The sequence below is a fragment of the Vibrio sp. Vb2960 genome, assembly GCF_033337665.1.
In the GTDB taxonomy this organism is placed as follows: domain Bacteria; phylum Pseudomonadota; class Gammaproteobacteria; order Enterobacterales; family Vibrionaceae; genus Vibrio; species Vibrio alginolyticus.
The window spans coordinates 75,840-101,072 of sequence record NZ_JAWORD010000019.1; the positions used below are offsets into that span (position 1 = coordinate 75,840).

The 25,233-nt window shown below is 43.0% G+C and carries 23 protein-coding genes and 1 tRNA gene; 18 read left to right on the top strand and 6 right to left on the bottom strand.

Going from position 1 to position 25,233, the window contains the following annotated elements; genetic code table 11:
* Positions 1 to 178: 178 nt before the first annotated feature.
* The 3 genes from R7O03_RS16780 to R7O03_RS16790 all read left to right on the top strand — a co-directional run bounded on the left by R7O03_RS16780 (position 179) and on the right by R7O03_RS16790 (position 4,064).
* Complete coding sequence (locus R7O03_RS16780; protein WP_017820324.1) at positions 179 to 1,147, top strand: cytochrome-c peroxidase; 969 nt, start codon at positions 179 to 181, stop codon at positions 1,145 to 1,147.
* Positions 1,140 to 3,497, top strand: coding sequence for an ATP-binding protein (locus R7O03_RS16785; protein WP_318131891.1), 2,358 nt, complete (start codon positions 1,140 to 1,142; stop codon positions 3,495 to 3,497). The genes R7O03_RS16780 and R7O03_RS16785 overlap by 8 nt, the downstream gene beginning before the upstream one ends.
* Before the next feature lie 99 nt (positions 3,498 to 3,596).
* Complete coding sequence (locus tag R7O03_RS16790) at positions 3,597 to 4,064, top strand: OsmC family protein (protein ID WP_213893474.1); 468 nt, start codon at positions 3,597 to 3,599, stop codon at positions 4,062 to 4,064.
* 75 nt (positions 4,065 to 4,139) lie between these two features.
* On the opposite strand, the gene gdhA is transcribed toward R7O03_RS16790, so the two are convergent.
* The gene (gdhA, locus tag R7O03_RS16795) at positions 4,140 to 5,492 is read right to left on the bottom strand and encodes an NADP-specific glutamate dehydrogenase (protein ID WP_005373174.1); all 1,353 of its coding nucleotides are present in this window, start codon (positions 5,490 to 5,492) and stop codon (positions 4,140 to 4,142) included.
* A gap of 305 nt (positions 5,493 to 5,797) precedes the next feature.
* Here gdhA and R7O03_RS16800 point away from each other — a divergent pair, with 305 nt between their 5' ends.
* The gene (locus R7O03_RS16800; RefSeq protein ID WP_017633657.1) at positions 5,798 to 6,808 is read left to right on the top strand and encodes a DUF2804 domain-containing protein; all 1,011 of its coding nucleotides are present in this window, start codon (positions 5,798 to 5,800) and stop codon (positions 6,806 to 6,808) included.
* Positions 6,809 to 6,815: 7 nt separating this feature from the next.
* Positions 6,816 to 7,673 (top strand): sterol desaturase family protein, encoded by an 858-nt coding sequence (locus R7O03_RS16805; protein ID WP_005373167.1) that lies wholly within the window; start codon positions 6,816 to 6,818, stop codon positions 7,671 to 7,673.
* Positions 7,674 to 7,689: 16 nt separating this feature from the next.
* Here R7O03_RS16805 and R7O03_RS16810 read toward each other — a convergent pair.
* Positions 7,690 to 7,764, bottom strand: a tRNA-Gly gene (locus R7O03_RS16810).
* Between the two features lie 360 nt (positions 7,765 to 8,124).
* Between R7O03_RS16810 and R7O03_RS16815 the strand changes: the two genes are divergently transcribed.
* The 3 genes from R7O03_RS16815 to R7O03_RS16825 all read left to right on the top strand — a co-directional run bounded on the left by R7O03_RS16815 (position 8,125) and on the right by R7O03_RS16825 (position 9,899).
* Positions 8,125 to 8,643, top strand: coding sequence for a DUF4136 domain-containing protein (locus R7O03_RS16815; RefSeq protein WP_005382627.1), 519 nt, complete (start codon positions 8,125 to 8,127; stop codon positions 8,641 to 8,643).
* Between the two features lie 87 nt (positions 8,644 to 8,730).
* On the top strand, positions 8,731 to 9,168 hold the full coding sequence (locus R7O03_RS16820; RefSeq protein WP_318131892.1) for a hypothetical protein: 438 nt from the start codon (positions 8,731 to 8,733) through the stop codon (positions 9,166 to 9,168).
* Positions 9,169 to 9,218: 50 nt separating this feature from the next.
* Entirely contained in the window at positions 9,219 to 9,899 is a 681-nt protein-coding gene (locus tag R7O03_RS16825; protein ID WP_318131893.1) for a DedA family protein, read from the top strand.
* A gap of 125 nt (positions 9,900 to 10,024) precedes the next feature.
* Here R7O03_RS16825 and R7O03_RS16830 read toward each other — a convergent pair whose 3' ends face one another.
* The 3 genes from R7O03_RS16830 to R7O03_RS16840 form a co-directional block, all read right to left on the bottom strand.
* The gene (locus R7O03_RS16830; RefSeq protein ID WP_005373158.1) at positions 10,025 to 10,348 is read right to left on the bottom strand and encodes a hypothetical protein; all 324 of its coding nucleotides are present in this window, start codon (positions 10,346 to 10,348) and stop codon (positions 10,025 to 10,027) included.
* A gap of 86 nt (positions 10,349 to 10,434) precedes the next feature.
* The gene (locus tag R7O03_RS16835; protein WP_318131897.1) at positions 10,435 to 10,893 is read right to left on the bottom strand and encodes a hypothetical protein; all 459 of its coding nucleotides are present in this window, start codon (positions 10,891 to 10,893) and stop codon (positions 10,435 to 10,437) included.
* Between the two features lie 326 nt (positions 10,894 to 11,219).
* Entirely contained in the window at positions 11,220 to 11,861 is a 642-nt protein-coding gene (locus R7O03_RS16840) for a murein L,D-transpeptidase catalytic domain family protein (protein ID WP_318131894.1), read from the bottom strand.
* Positions 11,862 to 12,714: 853 nt separating this feature from the next.
* On the opposite strand from R7O03_RS16840, the gene R7O03_RS16845 reads away from it, so the two are divergent.
* Positions 12,715 to 13,290 (top strand): imm11 family protein, encoded by a 576-nt coding sequence (locus R7O03_RS16845; protein WP_318131895.1) that lies wholly within the window; start codon positions 12,715 to 12,717, stop codon positions 13,288 to 13,290.
* Between the two features lie 139 nt (positions 13,291 to 13,429).
* Here the strand turns inward: R7O03_RS16845 and R7O03_RS16850 are convergent, their stop codons facing one another.
* A complete protein-coding gene (locus R7O03_RS16850) occupies positions 13,430 to 15,790 on the bottom strand; it encodes an EAL domain-containing protein (RefSeq protein ID WP_054574642.1) in 2,361 nt (786 codons plus the stop codon).
* A gap of 473 nt (positions 15,791 to 16,263) precedes the next feature.
* Between R7O03_RS16850 and rbsD the strand changes: the two genes are divergently transcribed.
* The 9 genes from rbsD (at position 16,264) to R7O03_RS16895 (ending at position 25,144) form a co-directional block, all read left to right on the top strand.
* On the top strand, positions 16,264 to 16,683 hold the full coding sequence (gene rbsD / locus R7O03_RS16855) for a D-ribose pyranase (RefSeq protein ID WP_005382620.1): 420 nt from the start codon (positions 16,264 to 16,266) through the stop codon (positions 16,681 to 16,683).
* A gap of 23 nt (positions 16,684 to 16,706) precedes the next feature.
* A complete protein-coding gene (gene rbsA / locus R7O03_RS16860) occupies positions 16,707 to 18,212 on the top strand; it encodes a ribose ABC transporter ATP-binding protein RbsA (protein WP_025767874.1) in 1,506 nt (501 codons plus the stop codon).
* The gene (gene rbsC / locus R7O03_RS16865) at positions 18,209 to 19,192 is read left to right on the top strand and encodes a ribose ABC transporter permease (RefSeq protein WP_005382618.1); all 984 of its coding nucleotides are present in this window, start codon (positions 18,209 to 18,211) and stop codon (positions 19,190 to 19,192) included. Before rbsA ends, rbsC begins: the two co-directional genes overlap by 4 nt.
* Positions 19,193 to 19,279: 87 nt before the next feature.
* Complete coding sequence (gene rbsB / locus R7O03_RS16870; RefSeq protein WP_005373143.1) at positions 19,280 to 20,158, top strand: ribose ABC transporter substrate-binding protein RbsB; 879 nt, start codon at positions 19,280 to 19,282, stop codon at positions 20,156 to 20,158.
* Between the two features lie 222 nt (positions 20,159 to 20,380).
* Positions 20,381 to 21,298, top strand: coding sequence for a ribokinase (rbsK, locus tag R7O03_RS16875; RefSeq protein ID WP_047101385.1), 918 nt, complete (start codon positions 20,381 to 20,383; stop codon positions 21,296 to 21,298).
* A gap of 35 nt (positions 21,299 to 21,333) precedes the next feature.
* On the top strand, positions 21,334 to 22,356 hold the full coding sequence (locus tag R7O03_RS16880; RefSeq protein ID WP_025767871.1) for a substrate-binding domain-containing protein: 1,023 nt from the start codon (positions 21,334 to 21,336) through the stop codon (positions 22,354 to 22,356).
* A 499-nt stretch (positions 22,357 to 22,855) separates the two neighbouring features.
* Positions 22,856 to 23,587 (top strand): nicotinamide riboside transporter PnuC, encoded by a 732-nt coding sequence (pnuC, locus tag R7O03_RS16885; RefSeq protein WP_025767870.1) that lies wholly within the window; start codon positions 22,856 to 22,858, stop codon positions 23,585 to 23,587.
* Between the two features lie 10 nt (positions 23,588 to 23,597).
* Positions 23,598 to 24,329 carry a nucleoside phosphorylase gene (locus R7O03_RS16890; RefSeq protein WP_137282702.1) on the top strand — a complete coding sequence of 244 codons (732 nt, stop codon included), beginning with the start codon at positions 23,598 to 23,600 and terminating at the stop codon, positions 24,327 to 24,329.
* Positions 24,330 to 24,463: 134 nt separating this feature from the next.
* Entirely contained in the window at positions 24,464 to 25,144 is a 681-nt protein-coding gene (locus R7O03_RS16895; protein WP_186585383.1) for a Crp/Fnr family transcriptional regulator, read from the top strand.
* Positions 25,145 to 25,233 lie beyond the last annotated feature (89 nt).

Genomic DNA, 25,233 nt, shown 5'->3' on the forward strand with positions numbered 1-25,233 from the left:
TCAATACGTTAGCTACTCATAAGGCGATAGGTTTCTTCCTATTCGCCTTATTACTCCCTCTTCAACCAAAGCCTTAAACAAAGCAATACTTAACTCGTTTTTTCAACTTCCTGTCGGTGGAAAAAACGCCAAAATGCAACTAAATTCATATCAATGACAAGTTTAAGGTATGTAGTTGATGAGGCAATTCAGCGCAATCGCACTAGCTGTTGTAACACTCATTTTGAGCCAAACAACAACCGCAAGAAACGCGAAGATGTTAGGTGATATCTCCCTAGTTCAGCCCATACAGGGTGATCCTAATGTGGATATTAAGCTAGCGAGAATTGGCTGGCATCTCTTCCGCGATCCTCAGTTATCGTCAAATGGTAATGTCAGCTGTGCGACATGCCACAATCTGCAAACCAATGGCGCTGAAAATACACCTGTCTCTACGGGGGTGAAAGGTGATGGAATTAGAAATTCTATAACAGTGTTTAATGCAGCGTTAAATTATCGTTTTTTATGGGATGGTACGGAAAACACCTTGATGGCTCAGATTGATGGTCCAATCCATAATCCAATGGAAATGGACTCAAACTGGCAAACAATAGAGCAATATGTAAAAGAGAGTGAACATTATCAAGCTCTATTTAATCGTGACGGTGAATTGCCGATTAACGTTCATAATATCAAGTCCGCTATTGTGGAGTTTGTTGAAGGGCTGCAGACGCCTGGCGCACCATTCGATGCTTACTTATTGGGTTACACGCATGTACTGAGTGAACAGCAAATCAGAGGTTGGAAAACATTTCAGACTTCAGGTTGTGTGCAGTGTCATCAGGGCAAAAATATCGGCGGAGCGATGATCCAAAGGTTCGCCTATTTCAAGGATAAGCCAGTAGTAGAGGACTCGGGCAGGCAGCTCGTTACGATAGAGGATGAAGAGCGATTCTATTTTAGAGTAGCCAGTTTACGCAATGTCGCGCTAACGAGTCCTTATTTTCATAATGGGCAAGTCGATAAGTTATCCGACGCGATACAAATCATGGCTAAAACCCAGCTCGGTATAACGATGAACGATGAGAATGTCGCGGACATTGAAGCATTCTTGCAGTCGTTGACAGCACCTAGACCCATAATTTTAGAGGTGTTGGAAAATGAATAAATTCAAACTGATCAACTTTTGCTTTTTTATTGGGATACTGACGTGCTGCACACTGGCGTATATGTCGTATATGAACTCAAAAAACGCTCAAGAATTTCATGCAGAGCTAATGAACATCGGACATGAGTTGATTGAAGAGCGTGATGTTATCGTGAACCGATATGCCGTTGAAGATAGGAAAAACTATGAGTTAACAACATCTTTAGTAGAGATAGAAATCGCAGCACAGGCACTGTTGGAATCATCAAAGGCATCAGTTTGGTTTCCCGTGACACCCAATCGTATAAAAGTTAGGGATACGCTTGAACAGTTTAAGGAGCGAGTGCTTCAAACAACGTTGAAGCTTGATATGTTAATTGGTGTTCAGGTAGAAAATCGGTATGCATTACTCATGTTGTTCAATTTATATCAGCAAGATGTTTCTACCGAGAGCGGTCAATCTTTGGGTGGCAGTCGTTATTTTGAATTTCTCAACCAGTTGCTTCTAACACAAACTGAAGTTGAGAGTGAAAAGGAAGCGAACTTCCTTAAACGGCTTCAAACGAGTGATAAAAGAATTGAATTGCTGACGAATGAACTGCTTGATCACACTTATATTGAGTTTGTCGAAAGCTCAGAGCATCGGTTACTCAATATTGCTCAAAGTGAGGCGCGTTTTACGTGGTTGTTTGTATTTATTGCGGTGATGTTTCTAGTTAGCGCGTTTGTTTATCAGTCACATCACCGAATGCATAACTTAAAACAGTTGAATCTTGAAATTGAAGAGGCGAGAAACAAAGCCGAGCGAGCGGCAAAAGCGAAATCAAATTTTCTCGCTGCAATGAGTCACGAACTAAGAACGCCGATGAATGGCGTACTAGGGCTTTCTCAAATGATTGCAGAAGAGACCAAAGAGCCGACGACGAAAGAGCACATTAGGGTTATTCTTGACTCTGGCCAGCATCTGATGACTATCCTCAACGATATTTTGGATTTTTCTAAAGTTGAAGAAAACAAACTGGAATTTGAGCAAGCTAAGTTTAAGCTCGATCAAGTGCTTTCTCCGGTGTGTAGCGCAATAAAACCACTTGTTGATGAAAAAAATATCGAGTTAATCTTGGAAAACGAGATTTCTGAATATACTGAATTTACTGGGGATTGTGCGCGTTTACGACAGATCTTGTTTAATCTCGCCGGTAACGCGGTGAAGTTTACTAATGAAGGGCATGTGCTGGTTAGAACTGAGTTAGATGAATCGAATCAGTTGTTGGTCATGCGCGTGAGCGACACCGGTATTGGTATTGCGCCAGACAAGCACGAGCATATTTTTAACTCGTTTGAGCAAGCAGACTCATCAACGACTCGAAGGTTCGGCGGAACAGGGCTTGGGTTAGCCATCGTCAAAAAACTAACCGATTTGATGGGTGGCCATATTACTCTGAAGAGTATAGAAGGCGTTGGAAGTCAATTTATCGTTGAGTTGCCGATTCCTTGGGTAGAATCTGCTCCGAAAAAGCAGCAAGAAGCACCGAAACCTCGCGCAAAATCACACCATTTAAAGATACTACTTGCTGATGATAACCGTGTGAATGCCATTGTGGCAAAAGGGTTTTGCGAAAAGCTTGGGCATGAAGTGGATGTTGCAGAAAATGGATTAATCGCGGTTAAAAAGGCGAAAGAGAACGAGTACGACCTGATCTTGATGGACAACCATATGCCCGAGATGAATGGCGTTGAGGCGACACGCGTTATCCGACAAGAGTTAGGTATCAAGACATTACTCTTTGCGTACACGGCAGACGTATTTCGTGAAGCCCATGATAGCTTTATTGAAGCAGGAGCAGACCATGTGCTTACAAAACCGCTACAGCATGAGAGCTTTTCAGACGCTCTCAAACAGTTTGCAGCCAGACTCGAACCGAAACAGAATCCGCCACTAACGAGTGACAGCAATGTGCTTCAGTTGCAACGTAAGCCAATCGAGAACTTAAGGTTAACAGAGGAAGAACTCTCCCGCTCAGGCATGTTTGCTTCTTTACGAGATGAGCCAGAAGCGCTCGACGAGCTGCTAAAAAGCATTATTGTCGATTTTGAGACATGTGTTGATGAGCTTATTGAATACTTTATGGCTGAAGACTTTGCTTCATTAGAGCTGACGTTGCACAAAACGAAAGGGATGGCACTGAACCTAAGTTTACCTATTTTGGCGAGCCAAACGGAGGCCCTGGAAACTCAACTTAAAGCCAACCAAAGTCCCGAGATTGAGCAGTTGCAGATGCTGATCAATCGGTTACAGGTCAACATCCATCAGTCTCATAGACTTTTGGATGATATCCAGAAGAACAATGCCGATCCTCAACAGATTTTATAGTCCCTGTGAGTGCGATGCTTTCCTTAACTCATTTTGTTGTGGTTTACTGTGGCGAGGACGGATAGTGTTGATTCGTCGTCGGAAAATCAGGGAGTTAGAATGAGTAAGCATTCCGCTTTAATCAAATGGCATCGTAAAGCTGGCGAAGAGTTTAGTGATAATAAGTATAGTAGGGCACACATTTGGCAATTTGATGGAGGGTTGCAAGTCCCAGCATCTCCATCTCCCCACGTAGTACCATTACCACTATCCGTAGAAGAAAACGTTGATCCAGAAGAAGCGTTTGTCGCGGCACTTTCTAGTTGTCATATGCTCGTTTTCCTGTCTATTGCAGCAAAGCGACGTTACGTTGTGGACAGTTACTTAGATGAAGCGGTAGGGGAGCTTGAAAAAGGCGAAAACGGAAAAGAGTGGGTATCAAAGGTGACGTTAAACCCTAAGATAACATTTTCAGGTGAAAACCAACCGACACTATCTCAATTAGAAAAACTGCACCACATGGCCCATGAGAATTGCTTTATCGCCAACTCCGTTAAAACAGAAGTGACAACGCTTATTGCGAATTAAGTGAAGCTCTTTATCAAAAGCGCGGCCTATTGCGGAGTTATATTAAGCCAGCAGTCATCCTGCTGGCTCGTTTATCTAGACGACACCTTGCTCAATCATCGCATCAGCGACTTTTCTAAAGCCTGCAATGTTGGCGCCTAAAACTAAATTTCCAGGTTGGCCAAACTCTTTACTGGTTTCGTTTGCATTGATGAAAATATTTTTCATGATGGTTTGCAACTGACTATCCACTTGTTCAAACGTCCAGTTTTGCATGCTGGCGTTTTGCGCCATTTCAAGTTGACTGGTTGCAACGCCGCCTGCATTGGCTGCTTTGGCAGGCCCATAAGCTATGTCTGAGTCCACGATAATATTGGCAGCATCACGGGTGGTTGGCATGTTCGCCCCTTCACTAATCAAAATACATCCGTTTTCGATAAGAGCCAGTGCGTCGTCTGACGTTAGTTCATTTTGAGTCGCACAAGGGAAGGCAGCATCAGCCTGATATCGCCAAACAGCATGTCCTTCATTAGGATAGTCGCCCTCTGGTGTGTATTCTGCTTCAGGGTAAGTTTCTAAATATTCTTCTAAGCTTGCTCTTTTCACTTCTTTCAGTTGTTTTAGGAGCTTAAGATCAATACCGTGCTCATGATAGATCGTACCTCGAGAGTCGCTGCATGTAACTGGCGTTGCTCCCATATGGTACAGTTTTTCAATGGCGTAGATAGCCACGTTGCCAGCACCAGAAACGAGACAAGTTTTCCCTTTCAATGAATCGTTGCGGTCGTTGAGCATGCATTCTGCAAAATAGACGGCGCCATATCCTGTCGCTTCTTTTCTGGCGAGTGAGCCACCCCAAAGAAGACTCTTGCCTGTAAGCACACCTTCGTAGCGGCCCGTCAATCGTTTGTATTGACCAAACATATAGCCAATTTCGCGCGCCCCGACACCGATATCGCCTGCGGGCACATCGGTAGTAGGACCGATGTGACGGTACAACTCGTTCATAAATGATTGGCAAAATCGCATGATCTCGCCGTCGGATTTTCCTTTAGGATCGAAGTTTGAACCGCCTTTGCCGCCACCGATAGGAAGGCCAGTCAGTGCGTTTTTAAAGATTTGCTCAAAGCCGAGAAATTTTATGATGCTCGCATTGACTGAGTGATGGAATCTCAATCCTCCTTTGTACGGCCCCAAAGCAGAGTTGAATTCAACTCGATAACCTTTGTTTACTTGTACATTTCCAGCATCATCAACCCAAGGAACTCGAAACATGATTTGACGTTCTGGCTCGACGATCCTCTGGATAATCGCTTGTTCCTTATATTTATTATTGCCTTCTATTACCGGCGCGAGAGAAGTTAATACTTCTTCTACCGCTTGGTAAAATTCTTTTTGCGCAGGGCTACTGTGTTGCAACGCAACAATAGTATCGTGTATGTATGACATAGATTTCTTCCTTGATGTGAATAAGCAATCAGTTTATATGAATGTATTTCCATTAAATAGTGATTTTGACCAAGATTCAATGGTTGTAGTGGTATTTCCTGCGGATGAGAATGTGCAGCTTCTAACCCGGGCAGTGTTGGTTGAGATAGGTAGGGCGAGCTAAGTAAGCGGGTGGTTGAGTGATCAGTTTCACATATAACAAGCAGAAATCACTTTAGTCGATGTTGTTGTGCAGTTACGCAAATTGTTTATGTTAACGTCATGTTAAAGTTTGTGTGTGTGATAACTTGTGAAAAGACAACTATATGGATGAGCTTAAGGTTCTGAACTCGTTTATTCAGCAGAATGGTCTACCAGCGTTTGGCCACCTTGATGGAATTCCAACATCGTTACAGCTAGATAAATTTACCTACCTTGATGAGATGGATAAGCCAGTGTCTAAGTGGCGCCGTTACCGCGATTATAAGCAGTTTCAGTTCGTCAATTTAGTCACACCTGATTACGTCATTGGAGTAGCGATTGCTGATATACGGTATTTAGCATCCGGCTTTTGCTACCTGTTTGATATTAAAAAGAATAAGTTGATTGAGCAACAATGGTTGAAACCTTTTAATATAGGTTATCAAACTCAGCCTTCCAGTTGGTGCAGTCTTGCCCATCTTGCTAACAAAAGAGTTCAGTTTTCTATTAAGGATGGTATTTGGCACGTCCACTTTGTGACAGAGTCAGTCAATGCGGATCTCTATTTACGTCCAGAAAATATGAGTTTGCCATTAATGTTGTGTACGCCAACAGGTTATGCGGGTTGGACATATACTCAGAAGCACAATGCGTTAGCAGTAGACGGTAACTTGTTCATATTAGGAAAAGAGCAAGATCTTTCAGAGGTGGCTGCTGGTTACGATTTTTCCGCTGGGTACATGCGGCGAGAAACAAGTTGGCGCTGGGCGAGTATCAATTGCTTTGAGGATGACAGGCGTCTGGGGTTGAACTTGGCAGCTGGCGTTAATGAAACTGGCTATTGCGAAAATGTATTGTGGATTAATGGTCAGCGTCACTTTTTGCAACCTGTGCAGTTTCAGTTTTCACGAAGTGATGAAGGGCAAAAGTGGCATATTACGTCTGAAGATAAACGAGTGAACTTACAGTTCACGCCTTTGAATCGACGCTCAGAGAAGAAAAATTTTTGGCTTCTCAAAAGTAACTTTCGTCAGTACATCGGTTATTTCTCTGGCTATATTATCGATGGAAATGGCATCAAACATCAGTTAGAAGAAGTTATGGGTCTTACTGAAGATCACTATGCAAAATGGTAGAAACACAATGGATTGGACGCAGTTGATGGACCGCCCAGAATTACTTCTGATGATTCTGGCTCCAGTTTTCTTTTTCTGCATGCTTGCCGAATATTGGTTCGGACAAAGAAGGGGACGCTTGCCTGAAAGCGCGACGTATTACTTCCCTGAAGTAGCGTGTAATTTTGTTCTTGCGGGCTTACACCAAGCGACAGACATACTCACGGGTTTACTGATTGCTCAGTTGTATTTGTGGTGGTTTGATTGGCGTTTGTTTGATATCGAAATGAGCGTCTCAGCTTTTCTTTTACTTGTTGTCCTGCAAGATTTTTTCTATTACTGGTTTCATCGGGCTAGCCATCGTATTCGTTGGATGTGGGCCGCGCACGTTGTTCATCACAGTTCGGAAAGAATGAACTTCAGTACCGCCTTTCGTCAAAGTTTAATGTATCCGCTAGCGGGGATGTGGATTTTTTGGTTGCCCTTGGTGATTATTGGTTTTGAGCCAAAATGGGTTGTCTTCGTTGTGTTGTTTAATCTGGGCTTACAGTTTTTTGTTCACACCCAATCAATTCGTTCGCTCGGGCCACTAGAGTGGGTATTTAACACGCCGTCTCATCATCGCGTTCATCATGGTGTGAACCGTCAGTACATCGACAAAAATTATGCGGGTGTATTAATTATTTGGGATCGAATGTTCGGAACGTTTGAACCAGAGGTGGAAACGGTTCGGTATGGGGTTTCTAAACCTGTAAACAGCTTTAATCCCATCCGCGTGACGTTTGCAGAATGGAAAGACATGTTTTATGACGTAACTCGACCAAACTTATCATGGAAACAACGCTGCCGCCGTTTGTTCGCTCCGCCATCGGATTTTTATGAGTAAATTGAGATAAAGAGATTGGAGCGGGCAGCGGGAATCGAACCCGCATCATCAGCTTGGAAGGCTGAGGTAATAGCCATTATACGATGCCCGCGCATCGATAGGACTCGGTTAATATGCCACACTGGACGAAAAAGAAAAGTCTTTTCTCATCAAATGTTTGTCAGTTGCCTAAAAAAGTAGCGGACTGATGTCAAAGTGTTCATTGTCTCTGGTTTTTTGTGGCACTCGCGATTTCTCTACTAAGCCTAGAGGGTCGTAAACACCGAATTCTTGGGTGTTTAGATGTTGATGATATTCAAGATTTTCTGTGTAAAGGTTAATCTCGTTTATTGAACAGTCACGTTTCATGGTCAAGACTAGATATTGAAATGATTACTTTTTACTGTTGATGCGTATGTATAACACAGGGTAATTCTGCTGAAACAGTCAGCTTAACCAAAGGAGATTTAACATGATGAGAGGTTTGATATTAGGGCTGGTGGTGATGCTGGTATCTGCTTGTACTACCGTTACAACCGATGTGGATAAACAAGCCGACTTTTCAGCTTACAGAACGTTTGACTTTGGTGCTCAGGCGGAAGCACCTACCAGTATTGATGGTCGACGTATTGAGCAAGGGCTTGCTGAACAGCTTGAGGGTAAGGGTTTAATTAAGGTAAATAGTGGCGGTGACCTTTACGTACATCATGATATCGTAGAAGAATCCGAGCTTGTTTCTTCAGGATCGTCGGTGAGCTTTGGCTATGGCTGGAATAGCTTTGGTGTGATCACTTCAAGCCCGGAAAGATATAAAGAACGTAAGTATGGGAAGTTGGTGGTTGAACTGGTTGATGCAAAGGCTAATCAAGTCGTTTGGAAAGGCGTTTCAAGTCGTAAACTGTCTGAGTCAATGAGCTCTGAGAAAAGAGAATCTCTCATCCAAGAAGAAATCGCGAAGATGTTTGAAAGCTACCCTTACGGTGAAAAATAATTAGTATTCTTAACGATTAAGAATACTAATTGCCAATAGTTACGCACAGGGTTAAAAGAACTTATTATTTTGGTTTTGGTTACCTTTGTGCGTACGATTCTGATTGCTTTACTCGGACTACTTTTCTGCTTGTTGGCTCCGAGCATGAGCCTGGCGCACTCACACCCAAATTTTCTTTCCTTTCATAACCAGAATATTGCTGTTGACGCTAAGTCGAAGCACTTTTCAGAACATCCTATCTCTCCAGTACAACAAGACTATCCGAGCTTAAACAGCCGGAATAGATTGAGGGTTAGCCATGCTAAGGAAATGAGCTCGAACGACGATGTAGAACCCGAATGGTTTGAAATGCTTGATGTAGCATGGTGGGCGCATCGTTCGGCAATTTACTCGATGAAGCGGCTAAAACGCATCGGCAATGAGGCTTTAGGTTGTTGTATTGAAAGTATTTTTACTCACTTTAAATACAGAATCGGAGTGAGAAAAGAATCGAATTTCATATACCGCTTTATACATGCTCGCTAACACATTCCATGTTTTTGCAACTTTTGGTTAATTATGCTTAGGAGCGGTTTATGTTTGATTCGATCATTCAGGTCTTGAGTGCTTTTTGGCATCAAGATTTCACGGCGTTAATGGCGCCAGGCAGTGCAGGTTTGGTTTATTTTGTTGTTGCTGTGATTATCTTTTTGGAAAGTGGTTTTATTCCTGCTGCACCTTTCCCATGCGACAGTGTCGTCGTATTATCCGGTACGCTGGCGGCGGTTGGCGTCCTTGACCCAATTATGATCATGTTGGTGATAGCTGTTAGTGCGGGGTTGGGAAGTGGGGCGGCTTATTTACAAGGCAAGTGGCTAAATCGCTTACCTAAGGTCCAAGGCTGGGTGAGTGCGGTTCCTCAAAAGCGTTTGGAACAAGTCGACGTATTACTCAGTAAACATGGATTGATTGCGCTTTTGTGCGCGCGGTTTATTCCGGTTGTTCGTTCCCTATTGCCATTAATGATGGGGTTGCGAGTGAAACGTATTAGTAAATTCCATTACTTTGCGTGGCTGAGTGCGATTTTATGGACGCTGATATTATGCGGTTTTGGTTCATTACTTCCTTTGCTACCGGAAAATATGAGCAAAGCAATCACAATGCTATTAATGGCGGCACCAATAATTACTCTTGTGATTGGAGTGCTTAGTTTCTCGTTTGTTAAAGCACGTCGAGCGTCCTGTAAACCCAAGGATGTGTCAGAGTTTTCCCAATAAGTTTACTTTGATTTGCACTTTTAAGCTTGTATGCAGATTAGACATCTAATCGACAGGTTTTTATCAGTAAAAAGAAAGGCGCATACATTGCGCCTTTCTTTTTGAGTGTCGTTAGGGTTTCGAATTTAATAGCCAATGCTATATAAGTATTCTCCAACTTCTTTGCACTGAGACTTGTAGATGTTCTCTACTTCAGACTCATTCTTATCTGCTGCTTTAAATTCAAGTTCGGCAGACGATAGCTGGTCAAAGCTGTAGTCTCTCTCAGACATTAAGTAGTGTCTGAACATCGCTCTGTGTTCCGGAACTGCAATACGTGCGTTAGAAACGTTGGCACACTCTAACAGAGTGTCGTTACTCATTTCTTCTGGCTTAGTTTCTGTGTTTGCTAAGGTTGAGCCCGCTGCAAATAGTAATGCTAGTGCGATGGTTGTAGCGATTCTTGTCATTATATGGACCTCAAATTGGTTCTAGTAACAATGAGCATATTGGCTCTTATCGTTACATTTTCGTGTTCTCTGTATGTCATAAAAAGTTAAACAACAGAGAAGGCGTTGCGACCATGAGTAAAGACGTACATTAAGTTCGCTTCCTTTCTTCCAGAGAGGCGATAAAGAGAGCGTTGACTCATGAGTCCGCCATAACTGTCTAGAGGTAAGCGAGATGCTTGTTTTGCCAACTCCAGTAGTGGTGGAGAAGAGAAAGCAATAAGTAAAAAATAATCAGGAGTAAAATCTGATGATAAAACGCTATCAGTAGCTGATGTTCGGCGACAGGAGACAAGCCCGAACAACTCGCGCTTTATATGTAGGTAGTAACTTTCTGAACCCCAAGAGCTCAGAGAAGCTGAGGCATGAAAATCAGTGTGTGCTAGCTCAAAATCGTCTTGTTGAGAGAGTTTAAGTAAGCGCTCGGAAGTGTAATGTTTGGTGTGGTGCCACTCATGCGCATATGAAGCTGTGATGAGCCCTGAGAGCAGGGACAAAGAAAGCATCAATAATATACGGTGTAGATAACGCAAGAAGTAACCCTAAACATATAAAGCCACAGTTACCCACCATGATTAAGGAATCTTAGTGGCACTATGATAACGATGAAAGCCAGTGTCTGATCAACTCAGCGTATACTAACGAGATGGAAGGGGGATGAACAGAGTTTTCTGATCGCACTTAGGTATATCAGCGAATAACACAATAATTTTCACTTTCGAGTAAGCGAAAATGGAAAGAGAGTCGTTGCACAGGACGATTAAGCTAACAGGATTATTACTAGGGAAGAAATAGAATCTTCTTTTTCTTCCCCATATGTGTCGCATCGATATTATGCACTTGCGTAAATAACGCTGCCGCCTTTTATGGTGTCAATGATCTCGCGAGACAACTTCTCTGGCAAAGCAGGGCAACCCCAACTGCGTCCGAGGTATCCATTCTTCTTGATGAAGGAAGGGTTTGCGTAATCGGCACCGTGCACGACAATGTAACGCTCGCGAGCTTTGTCGTTTAATCCAGAGCTTAGCCCATCTAATCGAAGTGAATAGCCATTTGAGCCGTAGTAAGTGGTATCAGTCAAAAAAGTGCCCAATGATGTTTTTCGCGAGTTCACGACATTTGAAAACTGTGTCGCTGTTTTCTTTCCGCTGTTCACGCCGTGAGAAACATACGTATTGTAGATTAGCTTCTTTTTATCTAAATCAACCACATAAAAACGCTTTTCAGTTGATGGTTTACTATAGTCGATGATCGTTAGTACCGACTTCTTTCTATCGGGTGTCTTCTGATAAGCGATGTAAGCGTCACTGAACAACTTAAAGTCTACTATGCCATCTAGCTTGGCTTGTTTAAACACATGTTCAACTTGCTTTGGTCGTAAATGATCCCTGGGTTCGTTATCTGATTGTTTTGCAAAAACAAAAGGTGAGACAGACAACAGCGCACATGTAAATAATAAAATTAACTTTTTCATCTTGGCTAAATAAAACTCTATGGTGTTACAAATTTACCGATTGCTTCATGCATTCGTTAAAACAACATGCACATCAATATAATTCTATTCCCAATGTTTCTTATTGCACGCTTAGGTGCTTGATATTGGGTTGACGATAAGTTTTCGAGTTAAAAACTAACTAATTGAAACTTATAAAAAATATGAAGTTTAACGATGGTTTCTATAAACTTCGGCGTAAATAATATCTGATATATGTAATTAATAAAACTGTGTTTAATGATATTTGTGAAGTTGATAATTTATAAAAACGACGTTTTATTTTTCGTACTTTAGAAACTCTTTTTATTTCAATGTGTTTTATTTTTCTACGCTTTATCCAATACCTCAAAAGTTTGTGATTTAACTCGTAACAAATCGTAACGCCGAATCGTTATGTGTATAAGTGCATTTATAATGTATGAATAAACAACAGGGTGGTAAGAAAAGGCAGTAAAACAGCGGTGAATCGGTTGTTTTTAATTCACGATTGACAAAGCTAAGTCTAAGTCGTTCAAAAATTGAACTTGTGAATGTATCGTTTAAGTGAGAGTGATGAGCTCAACAAAAGTGAAGTGACGCGTGCTACTGTTTATTTTCTAATTTATTCGATTACATAAGGAAGGGTACATAGTAAAAATTGAAAAAATAATTCTATCGTGTGGATTAAAATATATAAATAATAAAACTTCGAAATTAAAAGATAAGAACGCCAGATCTTAATTCATTAAATTTTTGAATATGAAAGTAAACTCTATCTATTATGCTTGGTTTGGTTTGGTGTGAAAGCGCTCATCTCATTAAGAAAAGCGCTCAAATTTATTTAAGGACGGTTATGACAGCATTTAATAAAGTGTTTATTGTCACTCCCAATGTTAATGATTTTGCAATGTTGCAAGAGTCGCCATTGGAAATGTCTCTTCAAGTAACGGCAAGCAAACCTATCCCACTCTATGGAGAGTCTGTTAAAGCCAGTTGGAAAAGTATTGATATTGAATGGTTAGACGTTAAGGGTGAAAAGCAATTACCCAGGCCTGATATTGCAGCATGGGGATCTTTTACTCTTGCTGTATCCGCTTCTATTGCGGATAAGCTCGATGTGTTGAGCGAGAATGTCGAATTTTTACCATTAAATCTACAAGGAAAGCCTTGGCGAGCATTAAACATTGTCACTCAAATTGATGCCATTGATACCTCTGCTACCGAGTATAATCTTCGTCATGGTAAGCTAAGTCGTGCTAGACCGTTTAAGAAACTCGTTTTGAATAGAGAAGCCGTTAATGAATCTGACTTGTTCAGAGTAAAAGGTGCTGGGCTCAGAACGTTTTGCACGGACAAAAAAGGTGGCTTGTACGATAGCGTCAAAGCGCTGAATTTGACCGGTTTGGATTTCAAGGAAGTGCTGGTTTAAAAACGAATAAATAGTGATTTACTCAACTAAAGTCATAGATATAGGTATGGGGGAACAAAAGCTGAGCATCTATCAATGAAGCTCATATACAGCTAAATACAGCCGCCACAGTTGTGACTGCTGTACGTCTCCCTTTAACTTATGTTCTTGAAACCCTAATTGAGCTGACCATGGACGCATCAAATCGACTGTCGTCATTTGCCGATTGCCACCACAAGCTCAATTGTTCTTTAGTCATTGGTTTGCCAAATAAATAGCCTTGCATATAGTCGCAGCGGTATGCCGATAGCCATTCATGCATCATATTGTGTTCAATACCTTCTGCTGTAACCGTTTTATTCTGGGCATGGCAAAGCTCAATAATAGGTTTGATCACATGGCCGTTGTTGGTGTTCATCAATGTAACGAGGAACTCTCGATCAAATTTGATTTTTTGAACCGGATACTGAACGAGCTGAGTTAACGATGTGTAACCAGAACCAAAGTCATCAATTGCAAGACGGTAGCCACGCTTTGATAGCTCATCAAGTAGGGCCGTGCCTTGTTGTTCTGCGGCAAAGGTTTCAGTTATCTCTATTTCAATACATTCTGGTTTAACACTGTGCAGTGTCGCTTGTTCATGGATGTAGTTTGCCATTTCTATCGAGTTTAGCTCTGCTGATGAAAGATTGACCGAAAGAACAATATCCTTACCGAAAATATTCCTTAATTGATGGTATTCCGCCGTTGCATTGGCGAAAACCCAGCGGTCAATTTTATCAAATAATCCGGCTTGCTCTGCAATTGGAATAAACTCCTTTGGGGGGATAGGGCCGATACCTTCGGCTTCCCAGCGCAACAAGACTTCTAACCCCTCAATTTCGTTGCTTCGATTGTTCATATAGGGTTGAAAAACAAGGTGGAATTCTTCCTCTACATTGCTTTTTCGGAGCGCACGTTCAAGCTGACTTCGTCTTTGAGACTCAATATTGAGAGCGGCTGAATAATAGGCGTATTGATTTTTCCCTGCCCGTTTTGCTTGATACATAGCCGCATCGGCACTGGAGAGTAACTTCGCGATGTCAGTACCGTCTTGAGGATATTGTGCAATACCTACGCTTGCCGTAACGGGAAATGAATTACTCCAAGATGAACTGAGATTACTAATCGGTTTTAGTAACTCTGATGCAAGCAAATCAGGCAAGCGTTTTACCTCTTGATTTGAGCTCAGCAAAATTGCAAATTCGTCACCAGATAACCTGGCGGCAAAGCAGGGACTGTTGTAATCGTGCGAGAACTTTTGACAGGCATTCTTGATGTGTGATGAGAACACTTTTAATAAGTTATCTCCCAATTCATGCCCGTATTTATCATTCACGTATTTAAAGTTATCAAGATCGACGTAAACAACCCACAAAAACTGCGAAGGGGAGATAAGTTCACGAGTGGCAAGTTCATGAAAACGATGGCGATTGGCAAGTTGCGTCAGGTGATCCGTTTCAGCTAGGCGTTTTGTCTTTTTATAGATGACATTAAGTTCCTCATACATATCAAAAAAGCGTGCAGAGAGACGTCCTATTTCATCGTTTGTTTCTAGCTTTTCAATATTGTCACGTTGATTAGATTCAAGTTCGTTCAGCTGCTTATCAAGGCGAGAAACAGGACGCAATACATAGCGGTACAACACCAAAATGATTAATGTGATAGTGAAAAACGCCGCTACGCCAAAGGAGAAAGCAAGTTCTAGCCACACTTTATCGACTTTGTTCCACATCAAATATTCGGCAGGAGAAAGCACGGCATAAAAGTGCGGCAGCAGCTCAATGGTTTGAGCGAGAGGAATATCAAGATAAATGGGTTTGTCGGCGAAAGTAATCACGCTGTGCGTGTCAAACTCGATGTCATGCTTAATCTCATTAAAGGCTTCAAGTGATACGGAAACTACCACAAAAAATACATTTTTTGAGTCAAAGCTCAAAGGGTGAGTCCCCGTTCTTTTGTCGACGACCTCATATTGAAGAAGAATGCTTTGTCCACTGGAGTTATAAATAAAGCCAGTGTGACTGAAAGCCTCTCTCTCATTGAAACTTCGTGATATGTACTCTAACACCTTTGGGTCGACCACGCCCGATGATTCGTAATATTTGTTTTCTGTGTAGTAGAGAAGGTTTTGTTTGCCGTCGAGGATCGCCATGCTCGCATCGCCTTTATAACCATGGCTCAATACTTCAGCGGTCTCGTCTAATCGGTTAAACAAGACTCGTTCACGATAGGGGTTGTTATGATTTACCAAATAGTCTTGTAATACATCACTTTTACTGAGCGTATAGGCATAACTATTAAGAAAAATATTCGCTTGTCGAAACTGCCCGGCGAGCTTTTCCATTTGCAACTGAATATAGCTGTCTTCCCGCTTGATGAGCGTCACTTTTTGAATGCTATAAATAATATAGCTAGATACTAACGCGCTTAATAAGATCACTGGCGCGACAAGCAAAATGACTCTATTGCTTAACTTCATTATGGTTCTTAGTTTCCGTTTGTGTCCCTACAAACGTCGCGTACCAGGTAAGGTACTGAACGGATGATGTGTTTTGGCAAATTGTAACCAGATTGTAAGGTGAGCGTTCTCCAAAATCAGGCAGCTATCTAAGAATTGTGATGACGTGAAAGGTTTCGAGCTTATTAACTAGAGGTTTTCTCAGTAGTTGGACGTCTCTTTTCCTTCCTCCCTGTATAAAACCTAACCGTAATGACAGGGAAATACCGTCATCGAAACGTTTCGATGGTAAAGTGTGACTCAAGTGCACTTTTCCTATTCAATGACAATTGAATTACAGATCATTCTCACACCTTATCGATCTCACACTGGTCAAATTGCGATGACGAATTATTATTTCATCGAAACGTTTCGATGAGTTTTCTGTTAATAACGAAAACACTTTAAAACAGGCGCTCATGGTTGTATGAACGTGTAACCGAAAGGTCGATGAGATGAAAAAAAGTACCCTAATTAACTCAGATATTTCTTACTTGGTGGCGACGCTAGGCCACACCGACGAGATCACGATATGTGATGCTGGTCTACCAATCCCAGAGCATGTTCAGCGAATCGATTTGGCGCTAACGCATGGGGTACCAAGTTTTCTTGATACTGTTCGCGTAATTCTATCTGAGTCCCAAATCGAAGGGGTCATCATTGCGGAAGAGTTCTCTGATGCAAGCCCAGTTTTGCATGAAGCGTTGCTCAACGAACTGAGCAAAGAGAGTGAAGAAACGGGCAAATCTATTGAGGTGAGCTACGTGTCACATGAAGCGTTTAAAGCACGCACGGCCCAAAGTCGCGCTATCGTAAGAACTGGCGAATGCTCGCCATATGCGAACGTTATTTTCCAAGCGGGCGTGGTTTTTTAAGCCAGAGATATTGAGGACAGATTATGACTCAAGCCATTCTACAACTAAGCGAAATTGAGAAGGCGTTTCCGGGCGTAAAAGCACTCGACAAAGCAAGCCTGAATGTTTATCCAGGCCGTGTTATGGCGCTGATGGGTGAAAATGGAGCAGGCAAGTCAACGTTAATGAAGGTGTTGACAGGCATTTACCACATGGATGCGGGGAGCATTCAATATCAAGGTCAGCCGGCGGCCTTTAAAGGTCCACGCGATTCACAGGAAGCTGGTATTAGCATTATTCACCAAGAGCTGAACCTGATTCCTGAACTGACGATTGCCGAAAATATTTACTTGGGACGAGAGTTCACTGGCTCCTTAGGGCGTATCCAGTGGGGCAAAATGTATGACGAGGCTGACAAGCTTTTAAAACGTCTGAATGTAAAGCATTCATCAAAAACATTGCTTGGCGATTTAAGCCTTGGTGAACAACAAATGGTGGAAATTGCAAAGGCACTTTCGTTTGAGTCGAAAGTCATCATTATGGATGAGCCAACGGACGCATTGACCGATACCGAAACGGAATCACTGTTTAAAGTGATTAATGAGCTTCGTGCTCAAGGATGCGGCATCGTATACATCTCGCATCGTCTTAAAGAAATCTTTGAAATCTGTGATGATATTACGGTGCTTCGTGATGGTAAGTTTATCGGTGAGTGCAAGGTGTCCGACACTGATGAAGATGGCCTAATTGAAATGATGGTTGGCCGAAAATTAGAAGAGCAATATCCACGTATTGATGTCCAACATGGCGAAACTTGTCTTGAAGTCATTGGTTTGACTGGGTCTGGCGTTCAGGATGTGAGCTTTACTCTCAAGCGTGGTGAGATTCTTGGAATTTCTGGCTTGATGGGCGCAGGCCGCACTGAACTCATGAAAGTCATTTACGGCGCATTACCTAGTGAGCATGGTGTTATCAATCTTGATAACAAAACTATTAACCCGGTTAGCCCGCAAGATGGCTTGGCAAATGGTATCGCTTACATCTCTGAAGATCGCAAAGGCGATGGTTTGGTTTTAGGTCTTTCGGTTAAGGAGAACATGTCACTTTGTTCGCTAAACCAGCTGACCAAAGGCTTCCAGATTCAACACAGCGACGAAGTGATTGCTGTGGAAGATTTTATTAAGTTATTCAACATTAAAACCCCAACGCGAGATCAAATCATCGGCAACTTATCTGGTGGTAACCAGCAAAAAGTTGCGATAGCGAAAGGGTTAATGACGAAACCTAAAGTTCTGATTCTGGATGAGCCGACACGTGGTGTTGATGTCGGAGCAAAAAAAGAGATTTATCAGCTCATCAACAAGTTTAAGGCCGAAGGCATGAGCATCATCTTGGTTTCTTCCGAGATGCCTGAAGTGCTCGGCATGAGCGACCGTATTTTAGTGATGCATGAAGGTCGTATCACTGGCGAATTTGATGCGAAAGACGCCGATCAAGAAAAATTACTCGCCTGTGCCGTAGGCAAAGAGATCAATGAGGAAGCAGCATGAGTACGAATACCATGAGCAAACCAACCGAAACTGGCAACAAGAAGTTGTTCACAAAAGAGTGGCTGATTGAGCAAAAATCACTGATAGCTTTGATCTTTCTGATCGTTGTTGTGTCATTTTTGAACCCGAACTTTTTTACGGTCGACAACATTCTCAACATTCTTCGTCAAACCTCCGTGAATGCCATTATCGCAGTGGGTATGACATTAGTTATTTTAACAGCAGGCATCGACTTAAGTGTTGGTTCGGTATTGGCATTGTGTGGTGCCTTTGCGGCAAGCATGATTGCGCTTGAGGTTCCGGTGCTGGTGGCGGTTCCAACTGCTTTAGTCGCAGGTGCAGCGTTAGGTGCGATCAGCGGTATCATTATTGCGAAGGGTAAGGTGCAGGCATTTATCGCTACGCTGGTTACCATGACGTTACTACGCGGTGTGACCATGGTGTACACCGAAGGTCGACCAATCTCGACAGGCTTTACTGACACCGCGGATGCGTTCGCATGGTTTGGTACTGGCTACGCGCTAGGCATTCCGGTTCCTGTTTGGTTAATGGTGGTTGTGTTCGCAGCGGCTTGGTATTTACTTAACCACACGCGCTTTGGTCGCTATGTTTACGCACTAGGCGGCAACGAGTCTGCGACTCGCCTATCAGGTATCAATGTAGACCGAGTGAAGATTGGTGTCTACGCCATCTGCGGTATGCTAGCAGCGCTTGCAGGTATTATCGTAACGTCTCGTCTTTCTTCGGCGCAACCTACAGCGGGTATGGGCTACGAGCTAGACGCTATCGCAGCGGTTGTTCTTGGCGGTACCAGCTTGATGGGCGGTAAAGGCCGTATCATGGGTACCTTGATTGGTGCGCTGATCATCGGTTTCTTGAACAATGCACTTAACCTACTTGATGTTTCTTCCTACTACCAAATGATTGCAAAAGCAGTGGTTATCTTGCTGGCGGTATTGGTAGACAACAAAAACAAGTAATTCATAACAATCTGTATATATAAAACAGTGAATACAAACCGAGTCAGGGGACGTGTACTGGCTCACCCTACACAAAGGACTAGAACGATGAAAAAACTTGCAACTCTTATCTCTGCTGCACTTCTTTCTTCAACCGTATCGGTAGCGGCGCAAGCTCAAGATACCATGGCGATTGTGGTTTCGACGCTAAACAACCCGTTCTTCGTAACGATGAAAGACGGTGCGGAAGCAAAAGCGAAAGAATTGGGGTACGACTTAATTGTACTGGACTCGCAAAATGACCCGAGTAAAGAACTGTCGAACATCGAGGATTTAAGTATTCGCGGCGTAAAAGCAATTCTTATCAACCCAACGGATTCTGATGCAGTGTCTAATGCAATTCGTATGGCGAACCGTTCTAAGATCCCTGTGTTGACATTAGACCGTGGTGCAAGCCGTGGTGAAGTTGTGAGTCACATCGCGTCGGACAACGTAATTGGTGGTGAAATGGCAGGCCACTACATCATGGAAAAAGTCGGCGAAAAAGCAAAAGTCATTCAACTTGAAGGTATTGCGGGCACATCGGCAGCGCGTGAGCGCGGTGAAGGCTTTATGAATGCCGTGAAGGGCAGCGATATGGATCTTCTTGCTAGCCAACCAGCTGACTTTGACCGCACGAAAGGTCTAAACGTAATGGAAAACCTGCTAGCGGCTAACCCGGATGTACAAGCGGTATTTGCACAGAATGATGAAATGGCGCTAGGTGCACTTCGCGCAGTTCAAGCTTCTGGCAAAGATGTCGTTATCGTTGGTTTTGATGGTACGGAAGACGGCATTGCAGCAGTTAACCGTGGCAAACTAGCGGCAACTATTGCTCAGCAACCAGACCTTATCGGTGCTTTAGGTGTTGAAACGGCTGACAAAGTTTTGAAAGGTGAAGAAGTAGAAGAGTACATCCCGGTACCACTAAAAGTAGTCACTAAGTAAGTTTTTAGTTCAATAAATCATCCTAATTTTTGCTCTCTCCTCCGTTTATATCTGTCGTTTAGGAGGTGAGGGCAAACTTACCCAAAATACTGCAAAGTGTGGGGTATAGATGCCTTTGGCTTTTTGTCGAGACTCCTTTATCAGGAAGAGAAGTTAAAGTCATCTAATGTATTTTCCTAAACAGTTTTTAAAAAGGGTTCATTCAGAACCGAGGATAACCGTATGAATAAGTTAGTGGTGTTAGGTAGTGTAAACGCTGACCATGTTCTTCAAGTGCCTTCTTTCCCTCGCCCAGGCGAGACGCTGCATGGTCGCAACTATCAAGTTATCCCAGGTGGCAAAGGTGCCAACCAAGCCGTCGCGGCGGCGCGATTAAATGCAGACATAGGTTTTATCGCTTGTGTGGGCGACGACTCATTCGGCATTAACATTCGCGAAAACTTCAAAATGGACGGCATCGATATCACTGGTGTGAAGATGCAGCCAAATTGCCCGACAGGTATCGCGATGATTCAAGTGTCGGACAGTGGTGAGAACAGCATTTGCATTTCAGCTGAAGCAAACGCCAAACTGACAGCAGAAGCGATTGAGCCAGATTTAGAGCGTATTCGCCAAGCAGATTACTTGCTAATGCAATTGGAAACGCCGATGTGCGGCATTGAGAAAGCTGCGCGTGTAGCGAAAGATGCCAAAACCAATGTCATTCTGAACCCAGCGCCAGCTCGCGAACTGTCAGATGAATTACTGTCTTGCATTGACGTGATTACACCAAATGAAACGGAAGCTGAAGTTCTGACAGGTATTACTGTAACAGACAACGAAAGCGCGCAAGAAGCGGCGAATGTGCTACATGGTAAAGGTATAGAAATCGTCATGATCACACTCGGTGCAAAAGGCGTTTGGTTAAGCCAAAACGGTCGAGGCGAAATCATCTCGGGTTTCCGCGTTGAAGCGACGGATACTACCGCTGCGGGCGATACATTTAATGGGGCATTCGTCACTGGTCTCCTAGAAGATTTACCTTTAGAATCAGCGATTAAGTTTGCACATGCGGCGGCTGCAATTTCTGTGACCCGCTTTGGCGCGCAAACGTCGATTCCAACCCGCGAAGAGGTGGACGCGTTTCTCGCTGAACAATAAGGCGCACAACGCCTCATTAAAATAGGAGTAGTAACATGGCGACGATGAAAGACATCGCAAAACTGGCAGGGGTTTCCACTTCAACAGTGAGCCATGTTATTAACAAGACGCGTTTTGTGAGCGAAGAGATCTCTGAACGCGTTAACAATGCCGCAAAAGAGCTTAACTACTACGCGCCCTCTGCGTTGGCGCGTAGCCTCAAAGTCAATCGTACCAAAACCATTGGTATGCTCGTGACAACCTCAACCAACCCATTCTTTGGCGAAGTCGTAAAAGGCGTAGAGCGCAGCTGCTACCAAAAAGGCTACAGCCTCATTTTATGTAACACCGAGGGTGATAACGAACGTATGCGTCAATCCATTAATACGCTATTGCAAAAGCGTGTCGATGGTTTGATCTTGATGTGCTCGTCGCTAGAAGGAGAGCGTATCGATGTATTTGAGCGTTACCCAGATATCCCAGTTGTGGTAATGGACTGGGGGCCGATGCTATTTACAAGCGATAAAATCCAAGACAACTCACTTCGTGGCGGTTACTTAGCGGCGAAATACTTAATTGATTGCGGCCATACCGAAATTGGGTGCATCACTGGCCCTTTGATTAAACACCAAGCGCAAATGCGATACGAAGGTTATAAGCGAGCAATGAACGAAGCTGGCTTGGAATTTAATGCCAATTGGATCATTGAATCGGACTTCGAGTGTGAGGGTGGGTATCAAGCGTTCAAAAAAATGGCTCAGCGTGGCGCATTACCTAGCTCGATTTTCGTCTCTAACGATATGATGGCGATGGGGGTGATTAACGCCGCAAATGAGCTCGATATTAAAGTGCCGGACGACCTGTCCATTATTGGTTACGATGACATCCATATCGCGAAATTTATGTCGCCATCGCTAACTACCATTCATCAGCCTAAGTACCGTTTGGGGCAGGCTGCCGTTGAGACTCTTGTCCGAAAGTTGGATGAAAAGTCAACAGAGGCACAGGTCGTACAATTAGAACCGACTCTAGTGGAACGAAAAAGCGTCAAGAGGTTAAAGTCAAACGTCACTGAATGACGTGTGATGTTGAGCTAAAAAATTAAAAAAGTCGTTTCTCTTTATACGATAAAGCCTTACTATCGTCGTTGATTATAAATAAAACTATTAATTGTTGTCTGGCGGATTAGTTAAATGTTATCAAAAGGTTACGCTAAGTTATCTGTAAAACACCCTTGGTTTCACCGAGTTAATGTTATTACAGTTGTATTGATTTTTTTTGTGAGCTGCTATCAGCTACTGGTTAATGAAGCATTTGAGTACGCAATTGGCTTTATTATTACACTTTTGGCGTCAGCTTTATTTGCATCAGCTTCTGCATTCAAAAAACGTTATCTAGGCTTGGATTCATAGGCACGTCTATTTCCAACATCGTTCAATAGCATCATTTATTGCTTTCAAGTAAACATTGAACTGAATTATGATCGAGTGCATCAAGAGGAGGACAAATGTCCTCCTTTTTGTTGGGGATCACGCTCTAATATAAGCGTATTCCAAACAAAATAATAAAGGACATGTTATGGACCTCTTTGCCTTACTCGATATTAATAATACTCTCGTTAACATTCCGATCGGCGACGGCTACGCAATGAGTTGGATCGAAGCTTTCGGTACCGTTTTTGGACTGCTTTGCATTTGGTTTGCCAGCCAAGAAAAAACCATCAACTACTTATTCGGTTTGCTGAATGTCACGCTTTTTGCCGTTATCTTTTTTCAAATTCAGTTATACGGATTATTGCTTCTTCAATTGTTTTTCTTCTGTGCGAACATTTACGGCTGGTATGCGTGGACCCGTCCAAACGCACAAGGTGAAACGCTGGAAGTTCGCTGGTTAAATAAACAGAAACTTATTACTACTGCCTCTATTAGCGTTGCATGTATCGCATTATTAACGATCTATATCGACCCATTTTTCTTTGCGCTAGCAAACATTGCTGTTGATAGCTTGAATCTCTTTGGTGCTGGTTTGGCTGAACCGGTGCTTGAACCTGACGCGTTTCCGTTCTGGGATGCAACCATGACAGTACTTTCTGTTGTTGCACAAATTCTGATGACACGTAAATACGTCGAAAACTGGATTCTATGGGTCGTGATTAACATTATCAGTGTGGGTATCTACGCGACGCAAGGTGTTTACGCAATGTCTGTTCAGTACGCGATTCTTATGTTCATCGCTGCCAATGGCACGCGTGAATGGGCTCGTAGCGCTAAGCGCAATGGCGATAAAACCTTAGCGCACGCTGCTGCTTAAGGAACGAAGAATGGCCAAACAACCTCATATCGGAGTGGATGAAACACAAATCGCTCCCTTCGTTATTGTATGCGGCGAGCCAGATCGAGCGAATCGTATCGCGGCATTATTTGATGATGCAGAAATGGTGTCGGAAAACCGCGAGTACCGTGTGTTTACCGGCAACTACAAAGGCAAGCCTGTTTCAGTGTGTAGTACAGGTATAGGTGCGCCATCGATGATCATCGCAGTGGAAGAGCTAAAACAGTGCGGTGTGACTCATGTGGTACGCGTTGGATCGGCGGGGGCAATGCAATCAGGCATTCACCTTGGCGAGTTGATCATTGCCGAAGGCGCGGTAAGAGATGAGGGCGGCTCTAAAGCGTATGTCGATTCGTCTTATCCAGCCTACGCAAGCTTTTCACTGTTAAAGGAAGTTGAGCGTTACTTGTCGATGCAAAAAGTGCATTATCATTTTGGTGTGGTGCGTTCTCACGACAGTTTCTATACCGATGACGAAGATGCAATATGCCAACATTGGAACAAGAAAGGCATCTTAGGTGCCGATATGGAAACCTCTGCGCTGTTTACGGTCGGTCGACTACGAGGCCTTCATGTGGCTTCGATATTAAACAACGTGGTGCTGTATCAACAAGATGTGAAAGAAGGTGTTGGTCAGTACGTTGATGAAGCCAAAGTAATGATGCAAGGTGAGAAGAGTGCCGCGATTACGGCATTAGAAGCCTTGGTTGCTCAGCGTTAGCCAGTCTCTATCTCAGTAAGTCACATAAACAGAATAGATGTAAAGCGACAGGTCACTGTCGCTTTTTTATTTGGAGTTACGGCGTACAATCCACCTTAAATAGTTGTCCGTAACTTTTTCTGAGAGAGCAGAAAATGAAAATCAGCCCTTATCCGACTGGTCGCTTCAAAACATACCTTGAAGAAAAGAGTGCCACCTTTCGCGATTTGATTTATCAATGCCAAATAAATTCACGTTACTTTGATGCTGGGGAAGCAATTCTCCGCCAAGGTGAGCAACTTCAGTACTTGTATGTTGTGCCAGTAGGTCGAGTCTCGATGAACATATTGGCCGCAAATGGACGACGTTTTCAATTAGGGGAAGCTAACTGCGACTATCATATTTATGGTGAAATGGAGTTCTTCACTCAGACTCCTTGTCAATGGAATGTGATAGCAGATGAACATATGCAGGTTGATGTTATCTGTATCCAAAAACTAACCGAAGCACTGCAAAATCATCCCCAAATGATGGTGTTCTTCGCTTCAGCATTGGCTGAGGATTATCAAGACTCCATGGATATCTACACTAATCGTTTGTTGCATCCCATTACTTACAACATTGCCTATGATCTTCTCGTCCGTAATCAGACGGATAAGCTGCTTGGTGGTTTTGATAAAGTGAACCAAGAGGCTGAGCGGTTTGGTACCTCAGGCCGAGTCTATCGACGTGCAGTTAAGGACTTGATTGAAAAGGGATTGATTACCAAAACAGACAACGGTTTGGAGATTATTGATGAGCTGGCACTCAAAGCGTTTATTGATGCGCATGAATGATACGCCCAGGTATTGAAATTGATGAGTTTTATAAGTCTTTGATATATCTAAGTCTTGAGTAAACGTAACTAATGTAAAGTACCTTAAAT